Origin of the sequence: Dokdonella sp., assembly GCF_019634775.1 — a bacterium.
Taxonomy (GTDB): domain Bacteria; phylum Pseudomonadota; class Gammaproteobacteria; order Xanthomonadales; family Rhodanobacteraceae; genus Dokdonella.
On the sequence record NZ_JAHCAS010000003.1, the window covers coordinates 162,668 to 183,119 of the forward strand.

At 67.1% G+C, this 20,452-nt stretch carries 19 protein-coding genes; 6 read left to right on the forward strand and 13 right to left on the reverse strand.

Translation table 11 applies throughout. The features are described from left to right. Nucleotides 1–17 precede the first annotated feature (17 nt). Nucleotides 18–1,979: a serine hydrolase domain-containing protein gene (locus KF907_RS14540; RefSeq protein WP_291221527.1), complete on the reverse strand. Its 1,962-nt coding sequence runs from the start codon at nucleotides 1,977–1,979 to the stop codon at nucleotides 18–20. Between the two features lie 141 nt (nucleotides 1,980–2,120). Here KF907_RS14540 and KF907_RS14545 point away from each other — a divergent pair, with 141 nt between their 5' ends. Next, complete coding sequence (locus KF907_RS14545; RefSeq protein ID WP_291221529.1) at nucleotides 2,121–2,423, forward strand: hypothetical protein; 303 nt, start codon at nucleotides 2,121–2,123, stop codon at nucleotides 2,421–2,423. A gap of 146 nt (nucleotides 2,424–2,569) precedes the next feature. After that, complete coding sequence (locus tag KF907_RS14550) at nucleotides 2,570–3,070, forward strand: C40 family peptidase (protein ID WP_291221531.1); 501 nt, start codon at nucleotides 2,570–2,572, stop codon at nucleotides 3,068–3,070. Nucleotides 3,071–3,084: 14 nt separating this feature from the next. On the opposite strand, the gene KF907_RS14555 is transcribed toward KF907_RS14550, so the two are convergent. Together KF907_RS14555 and KF907_RS14560 are read right to left on the reverse strand one after the other, a co-directional pair. Next, entirely contained in the window at nucleotides 3,085–3,573 is a 489-nt protein-coding gene (locus KF907_RS14555; protein ID WP_291221533.1) for an FKBP-type peptidyl-prolyl cis-trans isomerase, read from the reverse strand. 41 nt (nucleotides 3,574–3,614) lie between these two features. Beyond that, nucleotides 3,615–4,151, reverse strand: a complete 537-nt coding sequence (locus tag KF907_RS14560) for a YkvA family protein (protein ID WP_291221534.1) — start codon at nucleotides 4,149–4,151, stop codon at nucleotides 3,615–3,617. A 282-nt stretch (nucleotides 4,152–4,433) separates the two neighbouring features. Here KF907_RS14560 and KF907_RS14565 point away from each other — a divergent pair, with 282 nt between their 5' ends. Continuing rightward, the gene (locus KF907_RS14565) at nucleotides 4,434–5,750 is read left to right on the forward strand and encodes a DEAD/DEAH box helicase (protein WP_291221536.1); all 1,317 of its coding nucleotides are present in this window, start codon (nucleotides 4,434–4,436) and stop codon (nucleotides 5,748–5,750) included. An 82-nt stretch (nucleotides 5,751–5,832) separates the two neighbouring features. On the opposite strand, the gene moeB is transcribed toward KF907_RS14565, so the two are convergent. The 10 genes from moeB to ndk form a co-directional block, all read right to left on the reverse strand. After that, on the reverse strand, nucleotides 5,833–6,969 hold the full coding sequence (moeB, locus tag KF907_RS14570; RefSeq protein WP_291221538.1) for a molybdopterin-synthase adenylyltransferase MoeB: 1,137 nt from the start codon (nucleotides 6,967–6,969) through the stop codon (nucleotides 5,833–5,835). Nucleotides 6,970–6,973: 4 nt separating this feature from the next. Then, nucleotides 6,974–8,221 carry a molybdopterin molybdotransferase MoeA gene (locus KF907_RS14575; protein WP_291221540.1) on the reverse strand — a complete coding sequence of 416 codons (1,248 nt, stop codon included), beginning with the start codon at nucleotides 8,219–8,221 and terminating at the stop codon, nucleotides 6,974–6,976. Beyond that, the gene (mobA, locus tag KF907_RS14580) at nucleotides 8,214–8,819 is read right to left on the reverse strand and encodes a molybdenum cofactor guanylyltransferase MobA (protein ID WP_291221542.1); all 606 of its coding nucleotides are present in this window, start codon (nucleotides 8,817–8,819) and stop codon (nucleotides 8,214–8,216) included. Before mobA ends, KF907_RS14575 begins: the two co-directional genes overlap by 8 nt. A gap of 16 nt (nucleotides 8,820–8,835) precedes the next feature. Next, nucleotides 8,836–10,236 (reverse strand): ribosome biogenesis GTPase Der, encoded by a 1,401-nt coding sequence (gene der / locus KF907_RS14585; RefSeq protein WP_291221543.1) that lies wholly within the window; start codon nucleotides 10,234–10,236, stop codon nucleotides 8,836–8,838. A 92-nt stretch (nucleotides 10,237–10,328) separates the two neighbouring features. Further along, a complete protein-coding gene (gene bamB, locus KF907_RS14590; protein ID WP_291221545.1) occupies nucleotides 10,329–11,495 on the reverse strand; it encodes an outer membrane protein assembly factor BamB in 1,167 nt (388 codons plus the stop codon). Beyond that, entirely contained in the window at nucleotides 11,492–12,142 is a 651-nt protein-coding gene (locus tag KF907_RS14595) for a YfgM family protein (protein ID WP_291221547.1), read from the reverse strand. The genes bamB and KF907_RS14595 overlap by 4 nt, the downstream gene beginning before the upstream one ends. Nucleotides 12,143–12,265: 123 nt before the next feature. Then, nucleotides 12,266–13,300: a helix-turn-helix domain-containing protein gene (locus tag KF907_RS14600; protein ID WP_291221548.1), complete on the reverse strand. Its 1,035-nt coding sequence runs from the start codon at nucleotides 13,298–13,300 to the stop codon at nucleotides 12,266–12,268. Between the two features lie 41 nt (nucleotides 13,301–13,341). Continuing rightward, on the reverse strand, nucleotides 13,342–14,142 hold the full coding sequence (pilW, locus tag KF907_RS14605) for a type IV pilus biogenesis/stability protein PilW (RefSeq protein WP_291221550.1): 801 nt from the start codon (nucleotides 14,140–14,142) through the stop codon (nucleotides 13,342–13,344). Continuing rightward, nucleotides 14,132–15,247, reverse strand: a complete 1,116-nt coding sequence (gene rlmN / locus KF907_RS14610; RefSeq protein ID WP_291221552.1) for a dual-specificity RNA methyltransferase RlmN — start codon at nucleotides 15,245–15,247, stop codon at nucleotides 14,132–14,134. Before rlmN ends, pilW begins: the two co-directional genes overlap by 11 nt. 8 nt (nucleotides 15,248–15,255) lie before the next feature. Continuing rightward, nucleotides 15,256–15,681: a nucleoside-diphosphate kinase gene (gene ndk / locus KF907_RS14615; protein WP_291221554.1), complete on the reverse strand. Its 426-nt coding sequence runs from the start codon at nucleotides 15,679–15,681 to the stop codon at nucleotides 15,256–15,258. 230 nt (nucleotides 15,682–15,911) lie between these two features. Here ndk and KF907_RS14620 point away from each other — a divergent pair, with 230 nt between their 5' ends. The 3 genes from KF907_RS14620 to KF907_RS14630 all read left to right on the forward strand — a co-directional run bounded on the left by KF907_RS14620 (nucleotide 15,912) and on the right by KF907_RS14630 (nucleotide 20,349). Next, nucleotides 15,912–16,529, forward strand: coding sequence for a TetR/AcrR family transcriptional regulator (locus KF907_RS14620; protein ID WP_291221556.1), 618 nt, complete (start codon nucleotides 15,912–15,914; stop codon nucleotides 16,527–16,529). Between the two features lie 134 nt (nucleotides 16,530–16,663). Further along, the gene (locus KF907_RS14625; RefSeq protein ID WP_291221558.1) at nucleotides 16,664–19,033 is read left to right on the forward strand and encodes a 3-hydroxyacyl-CoA dehydrogenase/enoyl-CoA hydratase family protein; all 2,370 of its coding nucleotides are present in this window, start codon (nucleotides 16,664–16,666) and stop codon (nucleotides 19,031–19,033) included. A 119-nt stretch (nucleotides 19,034–19,152) separates the two neighbouring features. Next, the gene (locus KF907_RS14630) at nucleotides 19,153–20,349 is read left to right on the forward strand and encodes an acetyl-CoA C-acyltransferase (protein ID WP_291221560.1); all 1,197 of its coding nucleotides are present in this window, start codon (nucleotides 19,153–19,155) and stop codon (nucleotides 20,347–20,349) included. Nucleotides 20,350–20,452 lie beyond the last annotated feature (103 nt).

The window sequence follows — 20,452 nt, forward strand, 5'->3', positions numbered from 1 at the left end:
CGCTCGATTGTAGTCCGTCATTCGCCCAGCAGGAGCGGCGCGAACAGCAGCTTCCAACGCAAGCCCAAGGCGATCACGCCAAGAAACACGAGCACGACGAAAACGTGGCGCAGGCGGCGACCGGCACTCCAACCACGCGCGCGCCAGGCCGCCGGCACGGCCAGTGCGCAGAACAGGCTCATCACCGCGACGATGTGCAGGGCGATGCTGGCTACCCCAAGGGCTGGTGTCGGATGACGCACGACGATCTCGCCGCCGGCTGCGAGCATGCCGGCCACGGCGGCAGCGAGCAGGACCAGGGCGATCAGCCAGCCGGCTGCCGTCGCGATCAATACGAAGGCAACCGCGCGGCCGTCGCGGATGCGCGCCCGCTCCGGCAGCGCACCGCGCCGCCAAGCGCAGAGCAGGACCCCGAGTGCGGTCAGCGCGAGCACGCCAAGTGCCGCCAGAAAAGTCGATGGCTTGTCGATGAAGCCGACCCGCTCGAACACGGTGTGGCCATAGCTGCCGGCATAGCCGCCAATGGAGCCATCTGCCATTCGCTGGAAGGCAATGCGCTGGCCGCTGTCGACGGCGCGGAATACCAGTGGCGACTCCTCAACGTAGCGTGTGGACGCGGCTGCGCCGTCGATCACCAACGCATTGCCATCGACGCGCACGCTCATCGCCCCATCGAGCAGCACGGCCATCTTTTCGAATGTCGAAAAGTTGCGTCGCGCCGACAGGTAGGTGCCAACAAAACCGGTTGCGCGCCCGGCGAAGTCCGATGGCTCCGCAGGCGGTGGCGACGGACGTGCGTCGGCGAGCAGAAACTCGAGGATGTGCCGTGGCAGTTCGCGCGCGAGCCGGCGCCCGCTGGCGGTATTGGTCGAAACGAACACGCCGAGCCCGGCATCCGGCAGGACGACGAGGTTGCTGTGGAACCACAACGTAGCACCGCCATGCTCGAGGCTTTCATGCCGGCCATGGCGTTCGCGGAAGAAGCCGTTGGCGATACCACCCACGGCATCGGCATTGCGCACATCCACCCCCGAGAGCTCGGCAAATGTCGCCGCACCGAGCACGCGCACGCCATCGAGTTCGCCGCCACCGAGCAGCATGCGCAGGTAGCGCGCCATGTCGGCGCCCGTACTCGAGGCCGAGCCAGCCGGCGCGAGCGGGGCTATGATCTCGAACGGCTGGGCGAGGTGGTGGCCGTTTCGGCGCACGAAACCCTGCGACCACGCGCCGGCCTCGGCCTCGGTCGCCGGTTCCGAGAAGCGCGTCGCCTGCATGCCCAGCGGTACGAACAGGCTGGCGGCAACATGGGCCTCGAACGGCTTTGCGACCACGCGCGCGACGATCGCGCCGAGCAGACCGACCGAATAGTTGGAGTAAACCGCCGCCTGCCCCGGAGCACGCACGCGACGCGGGCGATAGGTAGCGAGGTAGTTCTCGAGGCTGCGCGCATGCTCCGCGTCGAAGCGGAACAGGTGGCCGAGCGCGCTGTCCTCGAAACCAGCCGTGTGGGTGAGCAGATGATGCACGCGCACCGCCGGCCAGCCCTCGTCCGGCAGCTGCAGGGCAGCCGGCAGGTAGCGGTTCACCTCGGCCTGCAGGTCGAGCCGCCCCTGCTCGGCCAGTTGCATCGCCGCCAGGTAGGTGAAGGTCTTCGATACCGATCCGAGCCGGAACAGCGTCGTTTCGGGATCGACCGTACGGGCAGGCGCGAACCCGGCATGGCCATAGCCGCGCAGCAGGCGTGTGCGCGAGCGGTCGACGACGGCGACGACGGCACCCGCGATGCCCTCGTCCTCGAGCGCGGTCGCCATCGCGCCGTCGACGAAGGCCGCCAGTTCCGCATCACCGGGGCCGACCGGCCCGGTCACGGCTGATGGTTCCCCGGCTTCCAGCGGCGGCAGGATGGACTCGGGCGCCTGCGCCATCGCGGTCAACGCCAGCAGCAACCCTGCGCCAAGAACGGCAAATCGTGTCGACATGTGACCAAACCCCGTTCATCCGACCCGGGGCTCGGTCCCGGTTGTGCGCGAAAGGCTAGTCCAATGCGCGATTCCTTGCCGCGCAGCAGTTGGCACGAACACTGCTTCATGTCAGATGTCCACCCGCCAAGAGGCCCAACGATGAACGCGCCGACCAACGAACTCCTGCTCGCCCTCCGTGCCCCCACCTCGGGCTGGCTGGCAGCGGTCATCTGCGCCCTCGACGAAGCCCTGCTCGACCACGATTTCAGCCCGGCGCACCGCGAACTGCTGCGCAACCTGCTCGATGCCGGCGAGGTTCCGACCGTCGTTGCCAACGCCGCCCAGGATCGCCTGCAGCGTTTCGAGGAAGCCGTGCAGACCCTGCACGAGGCCCTGATCGGAAGTCCCGAGCCGGTTGCCGAATCCGCCCCCGCGCGTCGTCACCTGACGCTCTGCGCCTGATCAGCGGGAACACTCCCGAAATCGTTCAACCGCGGCTGAAGCCGCCCCCACGAATCAATGCCCTGTGGGAGCCGCTTCAGCCGCAAACAATCGATCAGCGCATCCAGGCCGTTGACCAGACGCCGAAGTTCGCGCAGTTTCGACCGATGCGACGCGCCTTCCTCCCGGCGATATTCCTCCTGATCCTGCTTTCCGCCTGCGGCCATGCGCCGCCACGCGACGATGCCCGCTCCCGCCCGGCATCCACGCCAGCCAACCGATCGGCCGGACACACCGCCAATGCGGTGCTGTTCCGGGCGCTGGCCCTGGTCGGCACGCCGTACCGCTACGGTGGCAACACGCCGGAAGGCGGCTTCGATTGCAGCGGCCTGGTCGGCTACGTGTTCCGCGACGCCGCCGGCATCGATCTGCCGCGCACCTCGGCCGCCATCGCCGCCCTGCCCTCGCCCCGGCTGGCCGCCGACGACCTGCGCAGCGGCGACCTGGTGCTGTTCGGCAACCGCCGCACCATCACCCACGTCGGCATCTACGTCGGCGAGCGCCGCTTCGTGCATGCCCCGAACAGTGGCGGCACCGTGCGCCTCGACAGTCTGGACACACGTGGCTGGCGCGAAACCTTCCGCCACGGCCAACGCATCATCCGCTGACGCGATCGCGCGCGTCAGTGCGCGTGACCACCCGCCGAATGCACGTGACCATGGGCGATTTCGCTCTCGTCGCCATCACGCACGCCGATGATCTCGATGTCGAAGCGCAGATCGCGGCCGGCGAGAGGATGGTTGAGATCGACATCGACGACACTTGAGCCGACCTTGACCACGGTGACCATGCGCTGCCCGCCCTGCTTCATCGCCAGCGTGGTCAGCATCCCGGGCTTGAGGCGTGCGGCGTCGCGGAAGTATTTCTTCGGCACACGCTGCAGGTTGCCGGGCTGGCGTTCGCCATAACCGTCCGCCGCGCTCACATCCACCGTGAAGCGCTCGCCGGCGGCACGGCCGAGCAGGGCCTTCTCGATCCCGGGAATGATGCCGCGATGGCCAACCAGCACTTCGATTGGGGTACCGGCGGCACGCGAATCCTCGATGGCCTCACCGTCCGTGCCGGTCACGCTGTAGTGCATCGTGACGACCTTGTTGTTCTCGATCTGCATGCCGCGCTCCGCCACCGGTTCGAAAAAGGGCGGCGAGGCTATCACTTCACGCCACTGATTGCAGCGGAACGGCGCCGCCGCGCGCGCATCACGGCGAGGATCCGCGCGCGCTCGTCACCGATCCGGCGCGAACGCTCGACCCGTTCCGGCACCACGGCGCCGTTGTCGAGCCCCTCCCTGAAAACGCGGAAACGTTCCCAGGCCTCGAGCACGTGACGCATGCGCCGGGCAAGCAGTTCGAGCATGACCGCATCATCGAGCAGGCCAATACCGGCCATGTGATCGGGGATGAGGTCATCCGGGTCGCTGAAATAGGCCAGCACGGCAAGCGCGTCACCGCGCTCGGGCTCGGGCAGCGCCCATTCGTCGTCTTCGAACATCAGCAACAGGCGCTGCACGTGGACGAGGCGCCGGCGCACATAGGTCGGCACGCCGTCCAGGCTGAGCGAGTCCAGCGCCTGTTTTGCTGCATCGACGATGTCGATCTCGTCGGCTGCGGCGGCGAGTCGCCGCGCGCGCTCGAAGGCGTCGTGGAATCGCCTGAGATCGGCGGAGTCGAGTTCGAAGGTGATGCGCATGGCGCGGCAGGCTACGCACGGTGTCGCCTGCGGTCAAAGGACACAGGTCATGTCTGTGCTGGCCCGCTTGGTCGCGTTGCGCTAAGATGCGCGCGTTTTTGCAGCGTTGCCCTCCGACTTCCCTCAAGGCCCGCGCCCCGCACCAGCGGCTCCGCGCGATGCTTCCCCGTTCGGTCTTCGACGCCAGCAACCGGCACGCACCCGTCCTGGGTCGCGGCCGCCATTTCATTTCCCGCTGCGCGGTTCACAGGGACGCTCCGGGTACACATAAGGAAGTTTTCCATGAGTTTCGACACCCTCGGGCTGTCGCCCGCCCTGCTGCGCGCGATCGCCGAACAGCAGTACACCGAACCGACCCCGGTCCAGGCCGCCGCGATCCCAGTGGTGCTCGCCGGCCGCGACGTCATGGCCGGCGCACAAACCGGCACCGGCAAGACCGCCGCCTTCACCCTGCCCCTGCTCGAACACCTCTACATGCGCCATGCGCGCGCCACCGGCGCGCCACGCAGACCACGCGCACTGATCCTGACGCCGACGCGTGAACTCGCCGCCCAGGTACAGGACAGCGTGCGCACCTACGGCAAGCACGTCGGCGCGAAATCGCTGACGATCTTCGGCGGCGTCGGCATGAATCCGCAGATCGACGCACTGCGCCGTGGCGTCGACATCGTCGTCGCCACCCCGGGTCGGCTGCTCGACCACATGCAGCAACGCAGCGTCGACCTGTCCGCGATCGAGGTGCTCGTCCTCGACGAGGCCGACCGCATGCTCGACATGGGCTTCCTGCCGCAGATGAAGCGCGTGCTGGCGGCCCTGCCCGCGCAGCGCCAGACCCTGCTGTTCTCGGCGACGTTCTCGACCGAGATCAAGGCGCTGGCTGCGCAGTTCATGCATGCCCCCGACGAGATCCAGGTGGCCAGGCCGAACAGCGTCGCCGCCACTGTCAGCCATCGCGTGCATCCGGTCGATGCCGAGGCCAAGCGCGACCTGCTGCTGTACCTGCTCGAAGCGGACGCCGCCCAGACCCTCGTGTTCTGCCGCACCAAGCACGGCTCCGACAAACTGGCCAAGCAGCTCGACAAAGCCGGCCTGCGCGCAGCCGCGATCCACGGCAACAAGAGCCAGAACCAGCGCACGCGCGCGCTCGCCGACTTCAAGAGCGGCAGGGTCGGCATCCTCGTTGCCACCGACATCGCCGCACGCGGTCTCGACATCGACCAGTTGCCGCGTGTGATCAACTTCGACCTGCCGATGGTCGCCGAGGACTACGTGCACCGCATCGGCCGCACCGGCCGCGCCGGCGCCGAGGGCCTGGCCGTGTCCCTGGTCAGCCACGCCGAGGAAGGCCTGCTGCGCGACATCCGCAAGTTGCTCAAACAGGACATCGCCATCGAGGATGTGCCCGGCTTTGAACCGGCACGACCGCTGCGCCTCGACGGTCCAGGTGGCAGTGGTGGCCCACGTCAGCCGCGCAACGGTTCGCCGCAGGCTCGACGCCCGCACGCCCAGCAATCGCGCAACAATGGCGGCGAACACGCCGCAGGCAACCAGAAGCGCCGGCGGCGGCGTAGTGGTCGCCCGGCGGCGGTCAAGAGCTGATCATCGCCGCGCCACGTTCCGCTGACTGCGTCGCGCGCTCGCGGCAGGGAAATCTGGCCAGGCGTCACGCCCGGGATTGCCCCTACGGTTCGGCCCTGCAGCGCGCCGCAAGATCGACGTAGCCGTCGAACACGGCATCGGGGCCGCAGCCCGGGCAGGCCGGATCGCGCGGCAAGGCGAGCTCGTGAAAGCCCGCGGCAAGCGCGTCGTAGCACAGCAAGCGGCCGACCAGCGTTCGCCCCTGACCGAGGATCAGCTTGATGGCCTCGGTGGCCTGCAGCAGGCCGATGGTGCCGGGCAGGACGCCAAGCACGCCGGCTTCGCTACAGTTCGGCGCTTCCGCCGCAGAGGGCGCTTCGGGAAACAGGCAGCGGTAGCACGGCGAGTCGTCGCGGCGCGCGTCGAACACGCTGACCTGGCCGCTGAAACGATGCACGGCGCCGTAGACGAGCGGGATGCGCAGGCGACGGCAGGCGGCATCGAGCAGGTAGCGCGTCGGGAAGTTGTCGGCGCCGTCGATGACGACTTCGTGGCCCGCGATGAGCGCTTCGACGTTCGCGGCCGACAGGCGTGTCTCGTGGGTGTCGATGTGTACCTGCGGATTCAGCGCGGCCAGCGTCTGTCGCGCCGACTCGACCTTGGCCATGCCGACGCGCGCATCGGCATGCACGATCTGGCGTTGCAGATTCGAGCGCTCGACGTGATCGTCGTCGATCAGGCTGATGTGACCGATACCGGCGGCGACCAGATAGAGCGAAGCCGGTGAGCCGAGCCCACCGGCGCCGACCATGGCGATGCGCGCCTGCGCGAGTCGGCGCTGACCTGCGACACCGACCTCCGGCAGGAGCAGATGACGCGCATAGCGCTCGGCCGAGTCGGAATCGAACGCGCCGTCCGCCTGCGGCAGGCCTTCCGCGCGCCAGCGCGTGAAACCGCCGCGCACCGAGGCGACGTCGCGATAGCCGAGCGCGAGCAGGTCATCGCGCGCGAGCAGCGAGCGACGTCCGCTGGCGCAGATCAACAGGACCGGCGTCGTGCGGTTGGCGAGCGCGTCGATGCGTTCCGGCAGCTGCGCACGTGCGATGCCGTGCGCGCCGGCCGGCATGCCGGCCTCGCGCTCGCCATCCTCGCGCACGTCGATCAGCACGGTGCCGTCGCGCTGGCGCGTGAGCGCATCGATGGGGTCGATCTCGACGGGCAGTGGCAGGCGGTTTGGCATCGGCTCAGTATCCTGCAGGCAGGGCGATCACTTCGACCACATGGCCCGTGTCGAGCTCGCGGACATCCTCCGGCACGACCACCAATGCGTCCGCAACGACCACGCCGTGCAGCATGCCCGAGCCCTGCTTCGGCAGCACGCGTACGCCGAGCGTGCCATCGGCATGCGGTTCGAGGCGTGCGCGCATGAACTCGGCACGATCGTGGCGCTTGGCGATCGGTGCCGACAACCGCGCATGCAGGCGCGGTGAAGATGGCTCGGCGATGCCCTGCAGGGCGCGCAGCAGGGGCCGCACGAACAACAGGAAGGTGACGACGCCGGATACCGGGTTCCCAGGCAGGCCGACGACCACAGTACGGCCGAGCGTGCCACACAGGACCGGCATGCCGGGACGCATGCGCACCTTCCAGAACACGACCTCGCCGAGTTCTGCAAGCAGCGCAGGCAACAGGTCCTTCTCGCCGGCTGATACACCACCACTGGTGATGATGACATCGGCGTCGGCCGCGGCGGCAAGCAGGACTTCGCGCAGCACGCCCCGGTCATCCCGCACATGGCGGAACGGCAGCGGTGCATGGACCAGGCTGGCGCCGGCTTCGGCAGCGAGCGCGGCCAGACTGAAGCCATTGCTGTCATGGATCTGCGCGTGACCGAGCGGTCGCCCCGGCATGACCAGCTCGTCGCCGCTGCTCAACACGGCGGCACGCGGCTGGCGGGTGACTTCGACATGCGCACAACCGAGCGACGCGAGTACACCGAGACGCGCGGCGCCGATGACCTCGCCAGCGGCGAGCGCCCGCATGCCGCGCGCGATGTCCTCGCCGGCGGCGCGCACGTTGGCCCCGGCCTTCTCGCCGGCCGACACGACGAGGACATGACCCTCGACGCGCACGCGCTCCTTGATGACGACGGTGTCGGCGCCGCTCGGCAGCGGCGCACCGGTGGTGATGCGCAGGCACTCGCCGGGGCCGATCGCGGCAGTTTCCGGATCGCCGGCGTAACGCGTACCGGCAATGCGCAGGCACGTGTCGCCGTGGATGGACAGATCGGCACCACGCACGGCAAAGCCGTCCATTGCCGAGTTTGCGAACGGCGGCAGGTCGTGGCCGGCCATGACGTCGCGGGCAAGCACGCGACCAAGCGCTCGATGCAGATCGACGGTTTCCGTACCGGGGTGGCGCGAGGCGGCAAGCGCGAGCATGCGCGCGACGGCTTCATCGACCGTGATAGCCCCGGCGGGTGCATCAGCCATCGTGGTTCTTCCCTGCATGCGCAGCGAGTTCGGCCGGCGTGTTGAGATTGGCGAAATGCGCGCGCATGTCGGCGAAGTCAACCTCGCATGCGCCGATGCGCACCTGCCAGGCATGCACACCGAGGTTCGCGGCAAGCGCAGCGACCGCTTCGTCAGCGAGCGTCCGCCGGTACAGCGCGAACAGCGGCTGGCGGCGTTCGCCATCGTGCGCGACGAAGACCGCAGCGCCCGCGCCGCTGCGCGCAGCGGTGGCGAGGCGTGCGAACAGGTCCGGCGGCAGTGTCGGGCAATCCACCGGCACACTCAACAGCCACGGCGTCGCACAGACCGCGAGTGCAGCGGCAATGCCGGCAAGCGGGCCGCGGAAGGCCGGCCCGGCATCGGCGACGACCGGCGCGAGGCGCGCATATTCATCATGCGAGCGGTTGGCGACGATCAGCACATTGTCGATGCCCTGCCCGCGCAGCGCGGCAAGGACGCGTTCGGCGAGACGTTGACCATCGACTTCGAGCAGGCCCTTGTCGACGCCGCCCATGCGTTCGCCGCGACCGCCGGCGAGGATCGCCGCGGTGGTCGCCTGCACATCGACGGGATTCATGGTGCCGCACCTGGCTTCAGTGCTTGTTGCGCTTGGCGTGGCGGATCATGCGCTGGCGGCGCTTCTGCTGGCCTTCGCTCAGCACGTTCTTCTTGCCGGCGTAGGGGTTCTCGCTTTCGCTGAAGTCGATGCGGATCGGCGTGCCTTCGAGGCGGTAACGCTTGCGGAAGAAGTTCTCGAGGTAGCGCCGGTAGGACTCGGCCAGGTGCTTCGTGCGCGAACCGTGAATGACGATGGTCGGCGGATTCGATCCGCCTGGATGCGCGTACTTGAGCTTTGGCGCGTGGCCGCGCACGAGCGGCGGCTGGTAGGCGGCATAGGCCGCCTCCAGCGCGCGCGTGAGTTCCGACGAAGTGAGCTTGCGATTGGCTGCGGCGTAGGCGCGGTTGACCGCCTTCATGAGTTCGCCGATGCCGCTGCCGTGCAGCGCCGAGATCGTCACCTGCGGCGCCCACTCGACGAATACCAGCCGGCGCGCCAGCGAGACGCGGCATTGCTCGCGGTCGTACTTGGCCAGGCCATCCCACTTGTTGGCGGCGATCACCAGGGCACGGCCGGCATCGAGCACATGGCCGATGAGGGCCGCATCCTGGTCGGTCACACCCTCGCGCGCGTCGAGCACGACGACGACGACGTTGGCCGCCTCGACCGATTGCAGGGTCTTGATGACGCTGAATTTCTCGACCGCGTCGTCGATGCGGCCCTTGCGCCGGACGCCGGCGGTGTCGATCAGGGTGTAACGGCGACCGTCGCGTTCGAGTGGCACGCGGATCGAGTCGCGCGTGGTGCCGGCGACATCAGAGACGATCACCCGGTCCTCACCGAGCAGGCGGTTGACCAGGGTCGACTTGCCGACATTCGGGCGGCCGACGATGGCGACACGCATGCCGCCTTCGTCGGCGTTGCTCGGCTCGGTCTCGATCTCCGGCGGCAGACGCTCCGCTACCGCGGCCAGCAGCGGCACCACGCCGCGGCCATGCGAGGCGGCAAGCGGAATCGCCGCGGCCGAACCGAGGCGCGAAAACTCGGCGAGCGCAGCCGCTTCGTCGAGGCCGTCGGTCTTGTTGACGCCAAGCACGAGCGGTTTGCCGAGCTTGCGCAAGCGGACGAGGATCGCCTCGTCGCTCGGCAGCAGGCCGTCGCGCGCGTCGACGACGAAGACGACGACATCGGCCTCGCCGATGGCCAGCTCGACTTGGCGCGTGGTCAGGCCGGCCAGGCCTTCGTCGCTGTCGGCGATACCGCCGGTGTCGACGACGACGAAGCGGCGCGGTTCGAGCCGGCAGATGCCGTAGTGGCGGTCACGGGTGACGCCAGGCAGGTCGGCAACAAGGGCGTCGCGCGAACGCGTGAGGACGTTGAAGAGGGTCGACTTGCCGACGTTCGGGCGTCCGACCAGGGCGACGACGGGCAGCATCGCGGGCGCTCCGTTGCGGATGGATCAAGCGGTACGGGCCCCGCCCGCACCGGAACCGCCCGCGGCCTCGCGGCGCGCGGGCGCGATTGATGTCAGGGCGTACGCCAGGCGCCGATGCGCCCTTCGACGTCCTCGACGTAGACGACATCGTCAGCGACGACCGGAGTGCTTTCGATCGGCTTCTTGCCGAGGCGCTGGCGGGCGACCAGGCGACCTTCGCCGAGTTCGAGCCAGTGCACCCAGCCGTCGAGGTCGCCGACCACGGCGTGGTTGCCGATGATTGCCGGCGCGGTCAGCCAGCGGTGGCGCAGTTCCTCGTTCTTCCAAAGGTTGGCACCGCTCTGGCGATCAAACGCCCACACGTTGCCTTCGGCATCGCTGGTGACGACGGCGGTCGCGCTGACGCCGACGCCGGCATAGCTGTTCATCTCGCGCCCCCAGGCCGGGCGACCGCTGTCGGCATAGAACACGGCGATCTGGCCGCGGTAGCCGACGGCGAATACTTCGTTGGCATCAACGACGACCTGACCATCGATGTCAGCGAGACGCTCAACCTCGGTGCGGCCCTCGGCGTTCGACAGCAACTGTGTCCACGCCAGCGCACCGTCGGAACTGCGCACGGCGACCAATCGACCACTGTCATAACCACCGACGACAAGGTCTCCGGCGATTACCGGCGAGGAATTGCCGCGCAGGCTGAGCGCCGGCACAGCCTGCTCGTAGACCCACTTGCGCGAACCGTCGGCCGGGTCGATGCCGAACAGGCGACCATTCTGCGCACGCACGGCGACGAGATCGTTGCCCATTGCCGGTGCCGTGATGATTTCGGCATCGATCCGGCTCTGCCAGCGCGGGCTGCCATCCGTCGCGGAAAAGGCATGCAGGGAACCCTCCAGGGAGCCGACGACGACGAGGTCGCCATTCGCTGCAGGGCCACCGGACCAGCGTTCCTTCTTGTCGCGCACGCTCCACAGGTTGCGCCCGGTGGCAGCGTCCAGCGCCTGCACGCTGCCGTCGACACCCGCCACATAGAGACGGCCATCGGCCACTGCCGGGCGCAGTCGAGCACCCGAGTTGCCGGCACCTTTGCCCGGCGTGGCCGTCCACAGGGACTGTACAGCGAGGGTCGGCGTGAACGACTCCGACAGCGGCGTCGGCGGCTCGACGTTGTCCTTGCGGCCAAGCTTGTCGAGCCACTTGCAGCCACCGAGTGCAACGATGGCTGCCGCGATGACGGGGACGACGAGGGCGCGCTTCATGAATTCTGTTTCTCCGCATCCGGCAGGTCGCCAAGCTTCATCTCGATCAGGTCGCGGCCCGGCGACATCGGGTCAAGCGCCTTCAGCGCTTCTTCGTAGGCCGAGCGCGCATCGGCACTGCGACCAAGCCGGGTGAGTGCGTCGCCTCGCAGTTCACTGGCGAGTGCGACGAAATCCGTTTTCGACATGCCGTCAATTCGCGCAAGGGCTCCGGACGCGTCACCGTTGGCCAGCAGGACGCTGGCCATGCGCAGCGCCACCAGTGCCTTCAGCGTGGAGTCCTTGGTGTTGGCGTCGGCAACAGCGAGCGCGGCCTGGGCGGCAGCGAGATCCCCCTTGGCAACCGCCTTCTCGGCCTGTTCGAGCGATGCGAACACCACGTACGGACTGCCTGCATGGTTGCTGCGCAGGGCGTCGGCGATCTTCGTTGCATCGTCTTCGCGCCCAGCCTCCATGGCGTCGGCAAAGGCGCGGAATTGCATCGCCGCCTCGCCTTGTGTGCGTACCTGGCGCAGCTTCCACTGCTGCCAACCGAAAATCAGGGACAGGCCGATTGCGATACCAACCGCGATCGAAACCCAGTTGTCACGCACCCACTTGCGGACCAGTTCGCCTTGTTCGTGTTCGTCGAGGACTTCGAAAGCCATGCCATATCACCGGAGTTGACCGTCGCGCACGGATCAGGCGCCAGCCAGCCGGCGCCACGCGAAGCGGCGCAGGATATCAGGAAACCGGAGCAAGCCCGTAAAAAAGCCGTGGATGCGGACGGCTCAAAGTTCGACGCGGGCGACCTTGGCGTCGCTGCCGAACAGCTTCAGATGAGCGACATTGGCGCGGCGGAACGGTGCGAGGTCGATGACTTCCCCGTCGGCGACGACTTCGGCCCCCTCGGCATTGCCGATGCGCACGGTGATCACGTCGTCGCTCGAATACCGGCGTTCGGTTCCGGCGCTGAGCAGCCCATATTCGAGTTTCTCGCCATTCGCGGCGGTCACCTCGACCCAACTCGCCTCACGCAGGTGCAGCGACAGCGAATGCGCGGCCTTGTCTGTGACCGGGGACGGCGCCACGGACGACGTCACTGCGGGGAACGGCGCCATCGAGGCCACGACCGGCGCCGGTTCCAACGCCATTGGCGCGGACACCGGTACGACGGTGGCCTCGACCGCAGCCGGCTCGGTGACGACGGTGGTTGGTGTGGCCGCAACCGTCGTCACCACCGGGGCGGAGTCGAGGACGACCGTGCGCGCAAGGTTCTGCGCGAGCCCACCATGCGTGGCGAGCCAGACCGCCGGACCGATGACCAGGCCGGTCAGGATCAGATATGTCGCGCTGACCGAGTAGCGGTCGAGCAGATAGCGTGAACGTGAGATTGCGCCTGTGGCAACCAGCGGCTCCTCGGCTTGCGCATGCCGGGTGACAACCGCATCGGCCAGTTCGACGGGCAGGCCGAGCAGGCGGGTGTAGCCGACCAGGTAGCCGCGCAGATAGACCGCGTGGCTGATGCCGGCATAGTCCTCCTCCTCGATGCGGCGGACGAGGCTGGCCTGCCACTTGAGGCGTGCGGCAACGTCCTCACGTGACCAGCCGCGACGCTCGCGCTCGATGCGCAGACGCGCACCGATGCCGACGTCGTCCGGCGGGGCGGCCAACGAGCAGCCTGCAGGATCCCGTTCATGGGACTGCGCATCGACCAGTTCAGCGTGCTCGGGGCCGGCGTTGCTCACTGTTTGGTTCTCCGGAAACAGCGTCAGGTCGAGCTGGCGAGGATCCACCTCGCCGGTCCGACCGGATGATTCGTCCATGCGACCTTCCCACCGCATGGCTTGGGCTTCGTCGATCGGCATCAGGATGAACCCGGGTTGTCAAGCATCCGTGCCTGTTCGGAATCGGGGAAACGCTCGCGCAGACGTCGTGTGTAGTCGACAGCCGCGCTCGCGTTGCCGAGCCGAAGCTCGATGTTGCGTCCGAGCATCAGGGATTCCGCACTCCCCCCGCCGACTGCCTCGTAACGCTGGATGAAGGCGCGCGCCTTGAAGAACTCGTTCTTGCGGTAGAGCACGTCGGCCAGTCCGAGCAATGCCACAGCCTGGTTGGGATCGCGGTCGAGGGCGAGGCGAAGATCGCGCTCGGCCACATCGAACCTGCCGGCCTTGATCGCACACGATCCCGCATTGGTCAAGGCCACTACCGGGGTCTGATAGAACGGATCCGCGACGGCCTTCTCGAAATAACCTGCCGAGTCGTCATAACGGCCGAGCGCATTGCACAGGAACCAGCCGTAGTTGTTGTTCTCGTTGCCCGACCTCGGCCGCAGTTGCACCGCGCGCCGGTAGTGCTCCTCGGCCTTGGCACGGTCGCCGATCTGCTCGTAGAGAACTGCAATGACGGTGTGCGCATCCGTGTAGCGCGGATCGGCGGATAGTGCCTTGTTGAGCTTCTCGAGGGCGATCTCCAGCTTGCCTTGGCGCATATAGCCCAGGCCAAGCTCGGTATTCTCCTTGGCCGCCTTGGTGCGCGGATCATCCGGATTCGATTTCGCCGGCGCATCGACGACACTGGACGGCCGCGAACCACCGCCGCTGCTGGCGCAGCCGGCGATGGCCAAGGCAAGCAGGCACACAACGACGGCACGTTCACGCCGCATCGGCGACACCTCCGGTCAGCTTGCGCTGGAATTCCGCTTGGCGGCGCGTGCGGTCCATGACCTGACCCTTGAGCTGTCCGCAGGCTGCATCGATGTCGTCGCCACGCGTGCGTCTGACCATGGTGAGGACATTGGCATCGAGCAGGATCTTCTGGAACGCACGAATGGTCGTCTCGTCGGACCGCTCGAAGCGCGTGCCGGCGAACGGGTTGAACGGAATCAGGTTGACCTTGCTCGGAACCTTGCGCATCAGCTTGACCAACTGCCGCGCGAGCTCCGGGGTGTCGTTGACACCCTTCATCATGGTGTACTCGAAGGTGATCGTTGTGCGCGGGCGGCGCGCGGCGTAGCGCGCGCAGGCATCGATCAATTCGCTGATCGGATACTTCCTGTTCAGCGGCACCAGTTCGGTGCGCAGTGCATCGTTCGGGGCATGCAGCGACACAGCCAGCGAGACGTCGCTCTCCTCCGAGAGACGATCGATCATCGGTACCAGACCAGCGGTCGACAGGGTGACGCGCTTGTTGGCGAGGCCGAAGCCAAGGTCGTCGCGCATGATGCTCATCGCACGCACGACGTTGTCGAAATTGAGCAGCGGCTCACCCATGCCCATCATGACCACATTGGTGAGCTTGCGCTGATGGTGCGGGACGTTGCCGAGGTGGCGCGCCGCCACCCAGACCTGACCTATGATCTCGGCAGTCGACAGGTTGCGGTTGAAGCCCTGCGTGGCAGTCGAGCAGAACTGGCAGTTCAGTCCGCAGCCGACCTGCGAGGACACGCACAGCGTGCCGCGCGTGCTTTCCGGGATGAACACCGTCTCGATCGCGTTGCGGCTGTCCATGCCGAGCAACCACTTGTGGGTGCCGTCCGTCGACTGTTTTTCGAACAGCACGTTCGGCGGCACGATCTCGGCGATGCCTTCGAGCTTGGCACGCAGCGCCTTGCCGACATCGGTCATCGCGGAAAAATCGGTGACGTGCCGGTGGTAGATCCATTTCATGACCTGGTCGGCACGATACGGCTTCTCGCCGGCCTGCGCGAAGAACTCGCGCAGGCCTTGGCGATCGAGGCCGAACAGGTTGGATTTTTCCACGGCCGTCACATGCCCGCTCAGCGTGCCGCGATCTCGGACGCGGCGAAGAAGTAGGCGATTTCCTGCGCTGCCGTTTCCGGTGCGTCGGAGCCGTGCACGGCATTCGCATCGATCGAGTCGGCGAAATCGGCACGGATCGTGCCCTTGTCTGCCTTCTTCGGATCGGTGGCCCCCATCAGCTCACGGTTCTTGGCGATTGCGCTTTCGCCTTCGAGCACCTGGATCATCACCGGACCCGAGATCATGAACTCGACCAGCGCACCGAAGAACGGCCGCTCGCGATGGACCGCGTAGAAACCTTCCGCCTCGGCGCGCGAGAGCTGCTTCATGCGTGCGGCGACGACCTTCAGGCCGCCCTTCTCGAAACGGGAATAGATTTCGCCGATGACGTTCTTCTTCACGGCATCGGGCTTGATGATCGACAGGGTGCGCTCCAGCGCCATTGTTCGGGGACCTTGCGTTTTCGGGGACAGGGGAACCGCGGCGGACGGGCGCCGGGAAGCAAAACCACGTCAATCCGGGCAGTTAGCGGGCAAATCCGCTGCGCATTCTAGATCGATTTCGTGACCATGTGCACCCCGCAAGTGCGCACGGGGTCGCGTTTTCCATTGCCGGCCAGCCCCCCCCCACGTATGATTCAAACAGTTGTTCGACATCGATCGCAGGGAACCCCGTGGACTCGCCGCACTTCTCGACCAAGGAGCGCATCCTCGGCGCCGCCGAGGAACTGTTCGCACGCAACGGTTTCGCCGGTGCCTCGCTGCGTGAACTGACCGCCGCCGCCAAGGTCAACCTCGCCGCAGTGAACTATCACTTCGGCTCCAAGGACAATCTCGTCAACGAGGTCTTCCGCCGCCGCCTCGACGAACTCAGCACACAGCGCCTCGATGCGCTGGCGCGCGTGCTCGCACAGCCACGAGTGACCCTCGAGGATCTGCTCGCCGCCTTCATACACCCGGCGCTCGCGCTGTCGATCGACACGAGTGGCGGCGCGACCTTCATGCGTGTGCTGGCTCGTGCCTATGCTGAACACAACGAGCGCCTGCGCCGGTTCCTGTCGGACAACTACGGGCATGTGCTGAAGGAGTTCGCCAACGCCTTCGGCGCTCAGTTGCCGCACCTCGACAAGGAGGAACTGTACTGGCGCATCGACATCATCGCCGGAGCGCTGACCTATGCGATGGCCGACTTCGGCGTCATCAAGCGAAGCTCGAGCATGTCCGAGCAGGCCCACCGCGAACGGGCGGCCGAGCATCTGATCCGGTTCGCGGCCGCCGGGTTGCGGGCGTAACCGGCGCGATCGTCCCTGCTCGCTGCTGCGAGAGAACCCGAGCCACTTCCCGAACATCGCATCTTCGTATCGTCCAATAGCGGCAATCCATGGCCGCACTTTTCAAGTCAACGCTTTCAACTTTGGAGTTTTCGATGAACAACCCATTCCTCCGCATCCGCAAGGCCGCCGTGCTCGGTGCCGGCGTCATGGGTGCGCAGATCGCTGCGCACCTGACCAATGCCGACGTCGAGACCGTGCTGTTCGACCTGCCGGCGAAGGAAGGGCCGAAAAGCGGCATCGCGATCAAGGCGATCGCCAACCTCGCCAAGCTCTCGCCCGCGCCACTGGCTGATGCGACACGCGCGACGGCGATCATCCCGGCCAACTACGACGAACACCTCGATCTTCTGAAGGACTGCGATCTGATCATCGAAGCGATCGCCGAGCGGCTCGACTGGAAGCTCGACCTTTACAAGAAGATTGCGCCATATGTATCTGATTCTGCTTTCGTTGCAAGCAATACCTCAGGCCTGTCGATCAATGCCCTGGCCGAAGCACTGCCGGCCGCGCTGCGCCCGCGCTTCAGCGGCATCCACTTCTTCAACCCGCCGCGCTACATGCACCTGGTCGAACTGATCCCGGCGCGCGAGACGGATTGTGGCCTGCTCGGCGCGCTCGAAGCCTTCCTGACCAGCACGCTCGGCAAGGGCGTCGTCTACGCCAAGGACACGCCGAACTTCATCGGCAACCGCATCGGCGTGTTCTCGATCCTCGCCACGATGCACCACACCGAACAGTTCAGGCTCGGCTTCGACGCCGTCGACGCGATCACCGGCCCGGCCATCGGCCGCCCGAAGAGCGCGACCTACCGCACCTCGGACGTGGTCGGTCTCGACACCATGGCGCACGTCATCAAGACCATGCGCGACACCCTGCCCGACGATCCCTGGCACCGCTACTTCAACGCCCCGGCCTGGCTGCAGGCGCTGATCGACCAGGGCGCGCTCGGCCAGAAGACCGGCGCCGGCTTCTTCCGCAAGGTCGGCAAGGACATCCACGTCCTCGACCTCGGCAAACGGGATTACCGCCCGGCCAGCGAGGGCGCCAGCGAGGAAACCGCGAAGATCCTCGCAATCAAGGATCCGGCGGAAAAGTTTGCCGCCCTGCGCACCTCGACCGACCCGCAGGCGCAGTTCCTTTGGGCGATGTTCCGCGACCTCTTCCACTACACCGCCTACCACCTGGCCGACATCGCCGACAGCGCTCGCCACGTCGACCTCGCGATCCGCTGGGGCTACGGCTGGAAGCTTGGCCCGTTCGAGACCTGGCAGGCTGCCGGCTGGAAGCAGGTCGCGCAGTGGATCGCCGAGGACATCGCCGCGGGCAAGGCCATGAGCACCGCACCGCTGCCTGCCTGGGTCAGCGATGGTCGTGATGGCGTGCACGGGCCTGATGGTTCGTACTCGCCGACCACCGGCCGCAACCTGCCGCGCTCGAATGCCCCGGTCTACGCGCGCCAACCGTTCCCAGACCCCTTGCTCGGCGAGCGCTTCGATACCGGCACGACCGCCTGGGAAAACGACGGTGTACGCCTTTGGTCGTTTGGCGACGACGTCGGCGTCATCTCGTTCAAGACGAAGATGAACACGGTCAACGACGCCGTGCTGGACGGCCTGCAACGCGCGATCGAGGAAGCGGAAAAAGCATTCAAGGCGGTCGTGATCTGGCAGACCGGGGAACCGTTCTCGGCTGGCGCCGACCTCAAGGGCGCACTCGGCCTGATCCAGGCCGGCAAGATCGACGCCTTCGAGGCGATGGTGGCGAACTTCCAGGCCACCAGCATGCGCATCAAGTATTCGCTGGTCCCCATTGTCGCCGCCGTGCGCGGCATGGCCTTTGGCGGCGGCTGCGAATTCCAGATGCATGCAGCACGCACAGTGGCCGCGCTGGAAAGCTACATCGGCCTGGTCGAAGCCGGTGTAGGTCTGCTGCCGGCCGGCGGCGGCCTCAAGGAACTCGCCCTGCGCGCGTCGCGCAACCCGGTCGGCGACGCCTTCGACGGGGTCAAGCGCATGTTCGAGACGGTCGCCATGGCGAAGGTCTCGGGCAGTGCACTCGAAGCCAAGCAGCTCGGCCTGCTGCGCCCCGACGACGTCATCGTATTCAATGCCTATGAACTGCTCCACGTCGCGCGGACGGTCGCCGCGGCGATGGCCGATTCGGGCTGGCGCCCGCCACTGCCGGCGCGCGACATCAGCGTAGCCGGTGACGTCGGCACGGCCACGCTCAAGATGATGCTGGTCAACATGCGCGAAGGCCGCTTCATCTCGGCGCACGATTTCGAGATTGCCAGCCGCATCGCCGACACGCTGTGCGGCGGCACCATCGAGCGCGGCTCGCAGGTCGATGAGCAGTGGCTGCTCGACCTCGAGCGCAGGCATTTCGTCGAACTCGCACAGATGCCGAAGACGCAGGAGCGCATCGCCCACACGCTCTCCACCGGCAAGCCGCTGAGGAATTGATCAAAGCCGGGAATCGGGAATCGGGAATGGGGAATCGATCAGGGCGCAGTGCGCCGACGGTTCCATCCACCCGCTTCCGCGATTCCCCATTTCCCCATTCCCGATTCCCGGAGTTTCCAATGACCAAGCAAATCCAGGACGCCTACATCGTCTCCGCCGTGCGCACGCCGGTCGGCAAGGCCCCACGCGGCGCATTCCGCAACACGCGCCCGGACGACCTGCTCGCCCACGTCGTACGCGCCGCCGTCGCCGCCGCGCCGGGCATCGACCCCGCGCGCATCGATGACGCCGTGATCGGTTGCGCGATGCCCGAGGCCGAGCAGGGCATGAACGTCGCCCGTATCGGCATCCTGCTCGCCGGCCTGCCAAACAGCGTGCCGGCACAGACCATCAACCGCTTCTGCTCGTCCGGCGTGCAGGCCATCGCGCTCGCCGCCGACCGCATCCGCACCGGCGATGCCGACCTCATGCTGGCCGGCGGCACCGAGAGCATGAGCATGGTGCCGATGATGGGTCACCGCATCGCCATGAACCCGGCTGCGTTCCGCGACGAGAACATCGCCATCGCCTATGGCATGGGCATCACTGCCGAGAACGTGGCCAGCGAGTGGAAGATCAGCCGCGAGGACCAGGACGCCTTCGCCCTCGCCTCGCACCGCAAGGCACTCGCCGCACAAGCCGCCGGCGAGTTCAGGGAAGAGATCGTGCCGTTCGCGCTCGACGACCGCTACCCCGACCTCGCGAAACGCACGATCAAGGCCGACACGCGCACGATCGATGCCGACGAGGGGCCGCGTGCCGACACCAGCGCCGAAGGCCTGGCCCGGCTGCGCACCGTGTTCAAGCTCGGGGGCAGCGTCACCGCCGGCAATTCCTCGCAGATGTCCGATGGCGCTGGCGCCCTGCTGCTCGCCAGTGAAAAGGCCATCCGGGAGTACAACCTCACGCCGATCGCGCGCTACGTCTCGTTCGCCGTCGCCGGGGTACGTCCCGAAGTCATGGGCATCGGCCCGATCGCGGCGATCCCGAAGGCGCTGTCGCTGGCCGGACTGACCAAGGAACAGCTCGACTGGATCGAGCTCAACGAAGCGTTCGCCGCACAGGCGCTGGCGGTGATCCGCGATGTCGGCCTCGATGAGGCGAAGGTCAATCCGCTCGGTGGCGCGATCGCTCTCGGCCATCCCCTCGGTGCAACCGGCGCGATCCGCGCCGCGACGCTGATCCACGGCCTGCGCCGGCGCCAGCAGAAGTACGGCATGGTCACCATGTGCATCGGCACCGGCATGGGCGCGGCTGGCATCTTCGAAGCGCTCTGAACGGATATCGGTCGTCGGTCCCTGCAGCGCTTGCTTGTCCTTCCGCGCGGATGCGCGGGAAGGAAAGCAGGCGCGGGCCACCGACCAACGTCGACTCGACCTG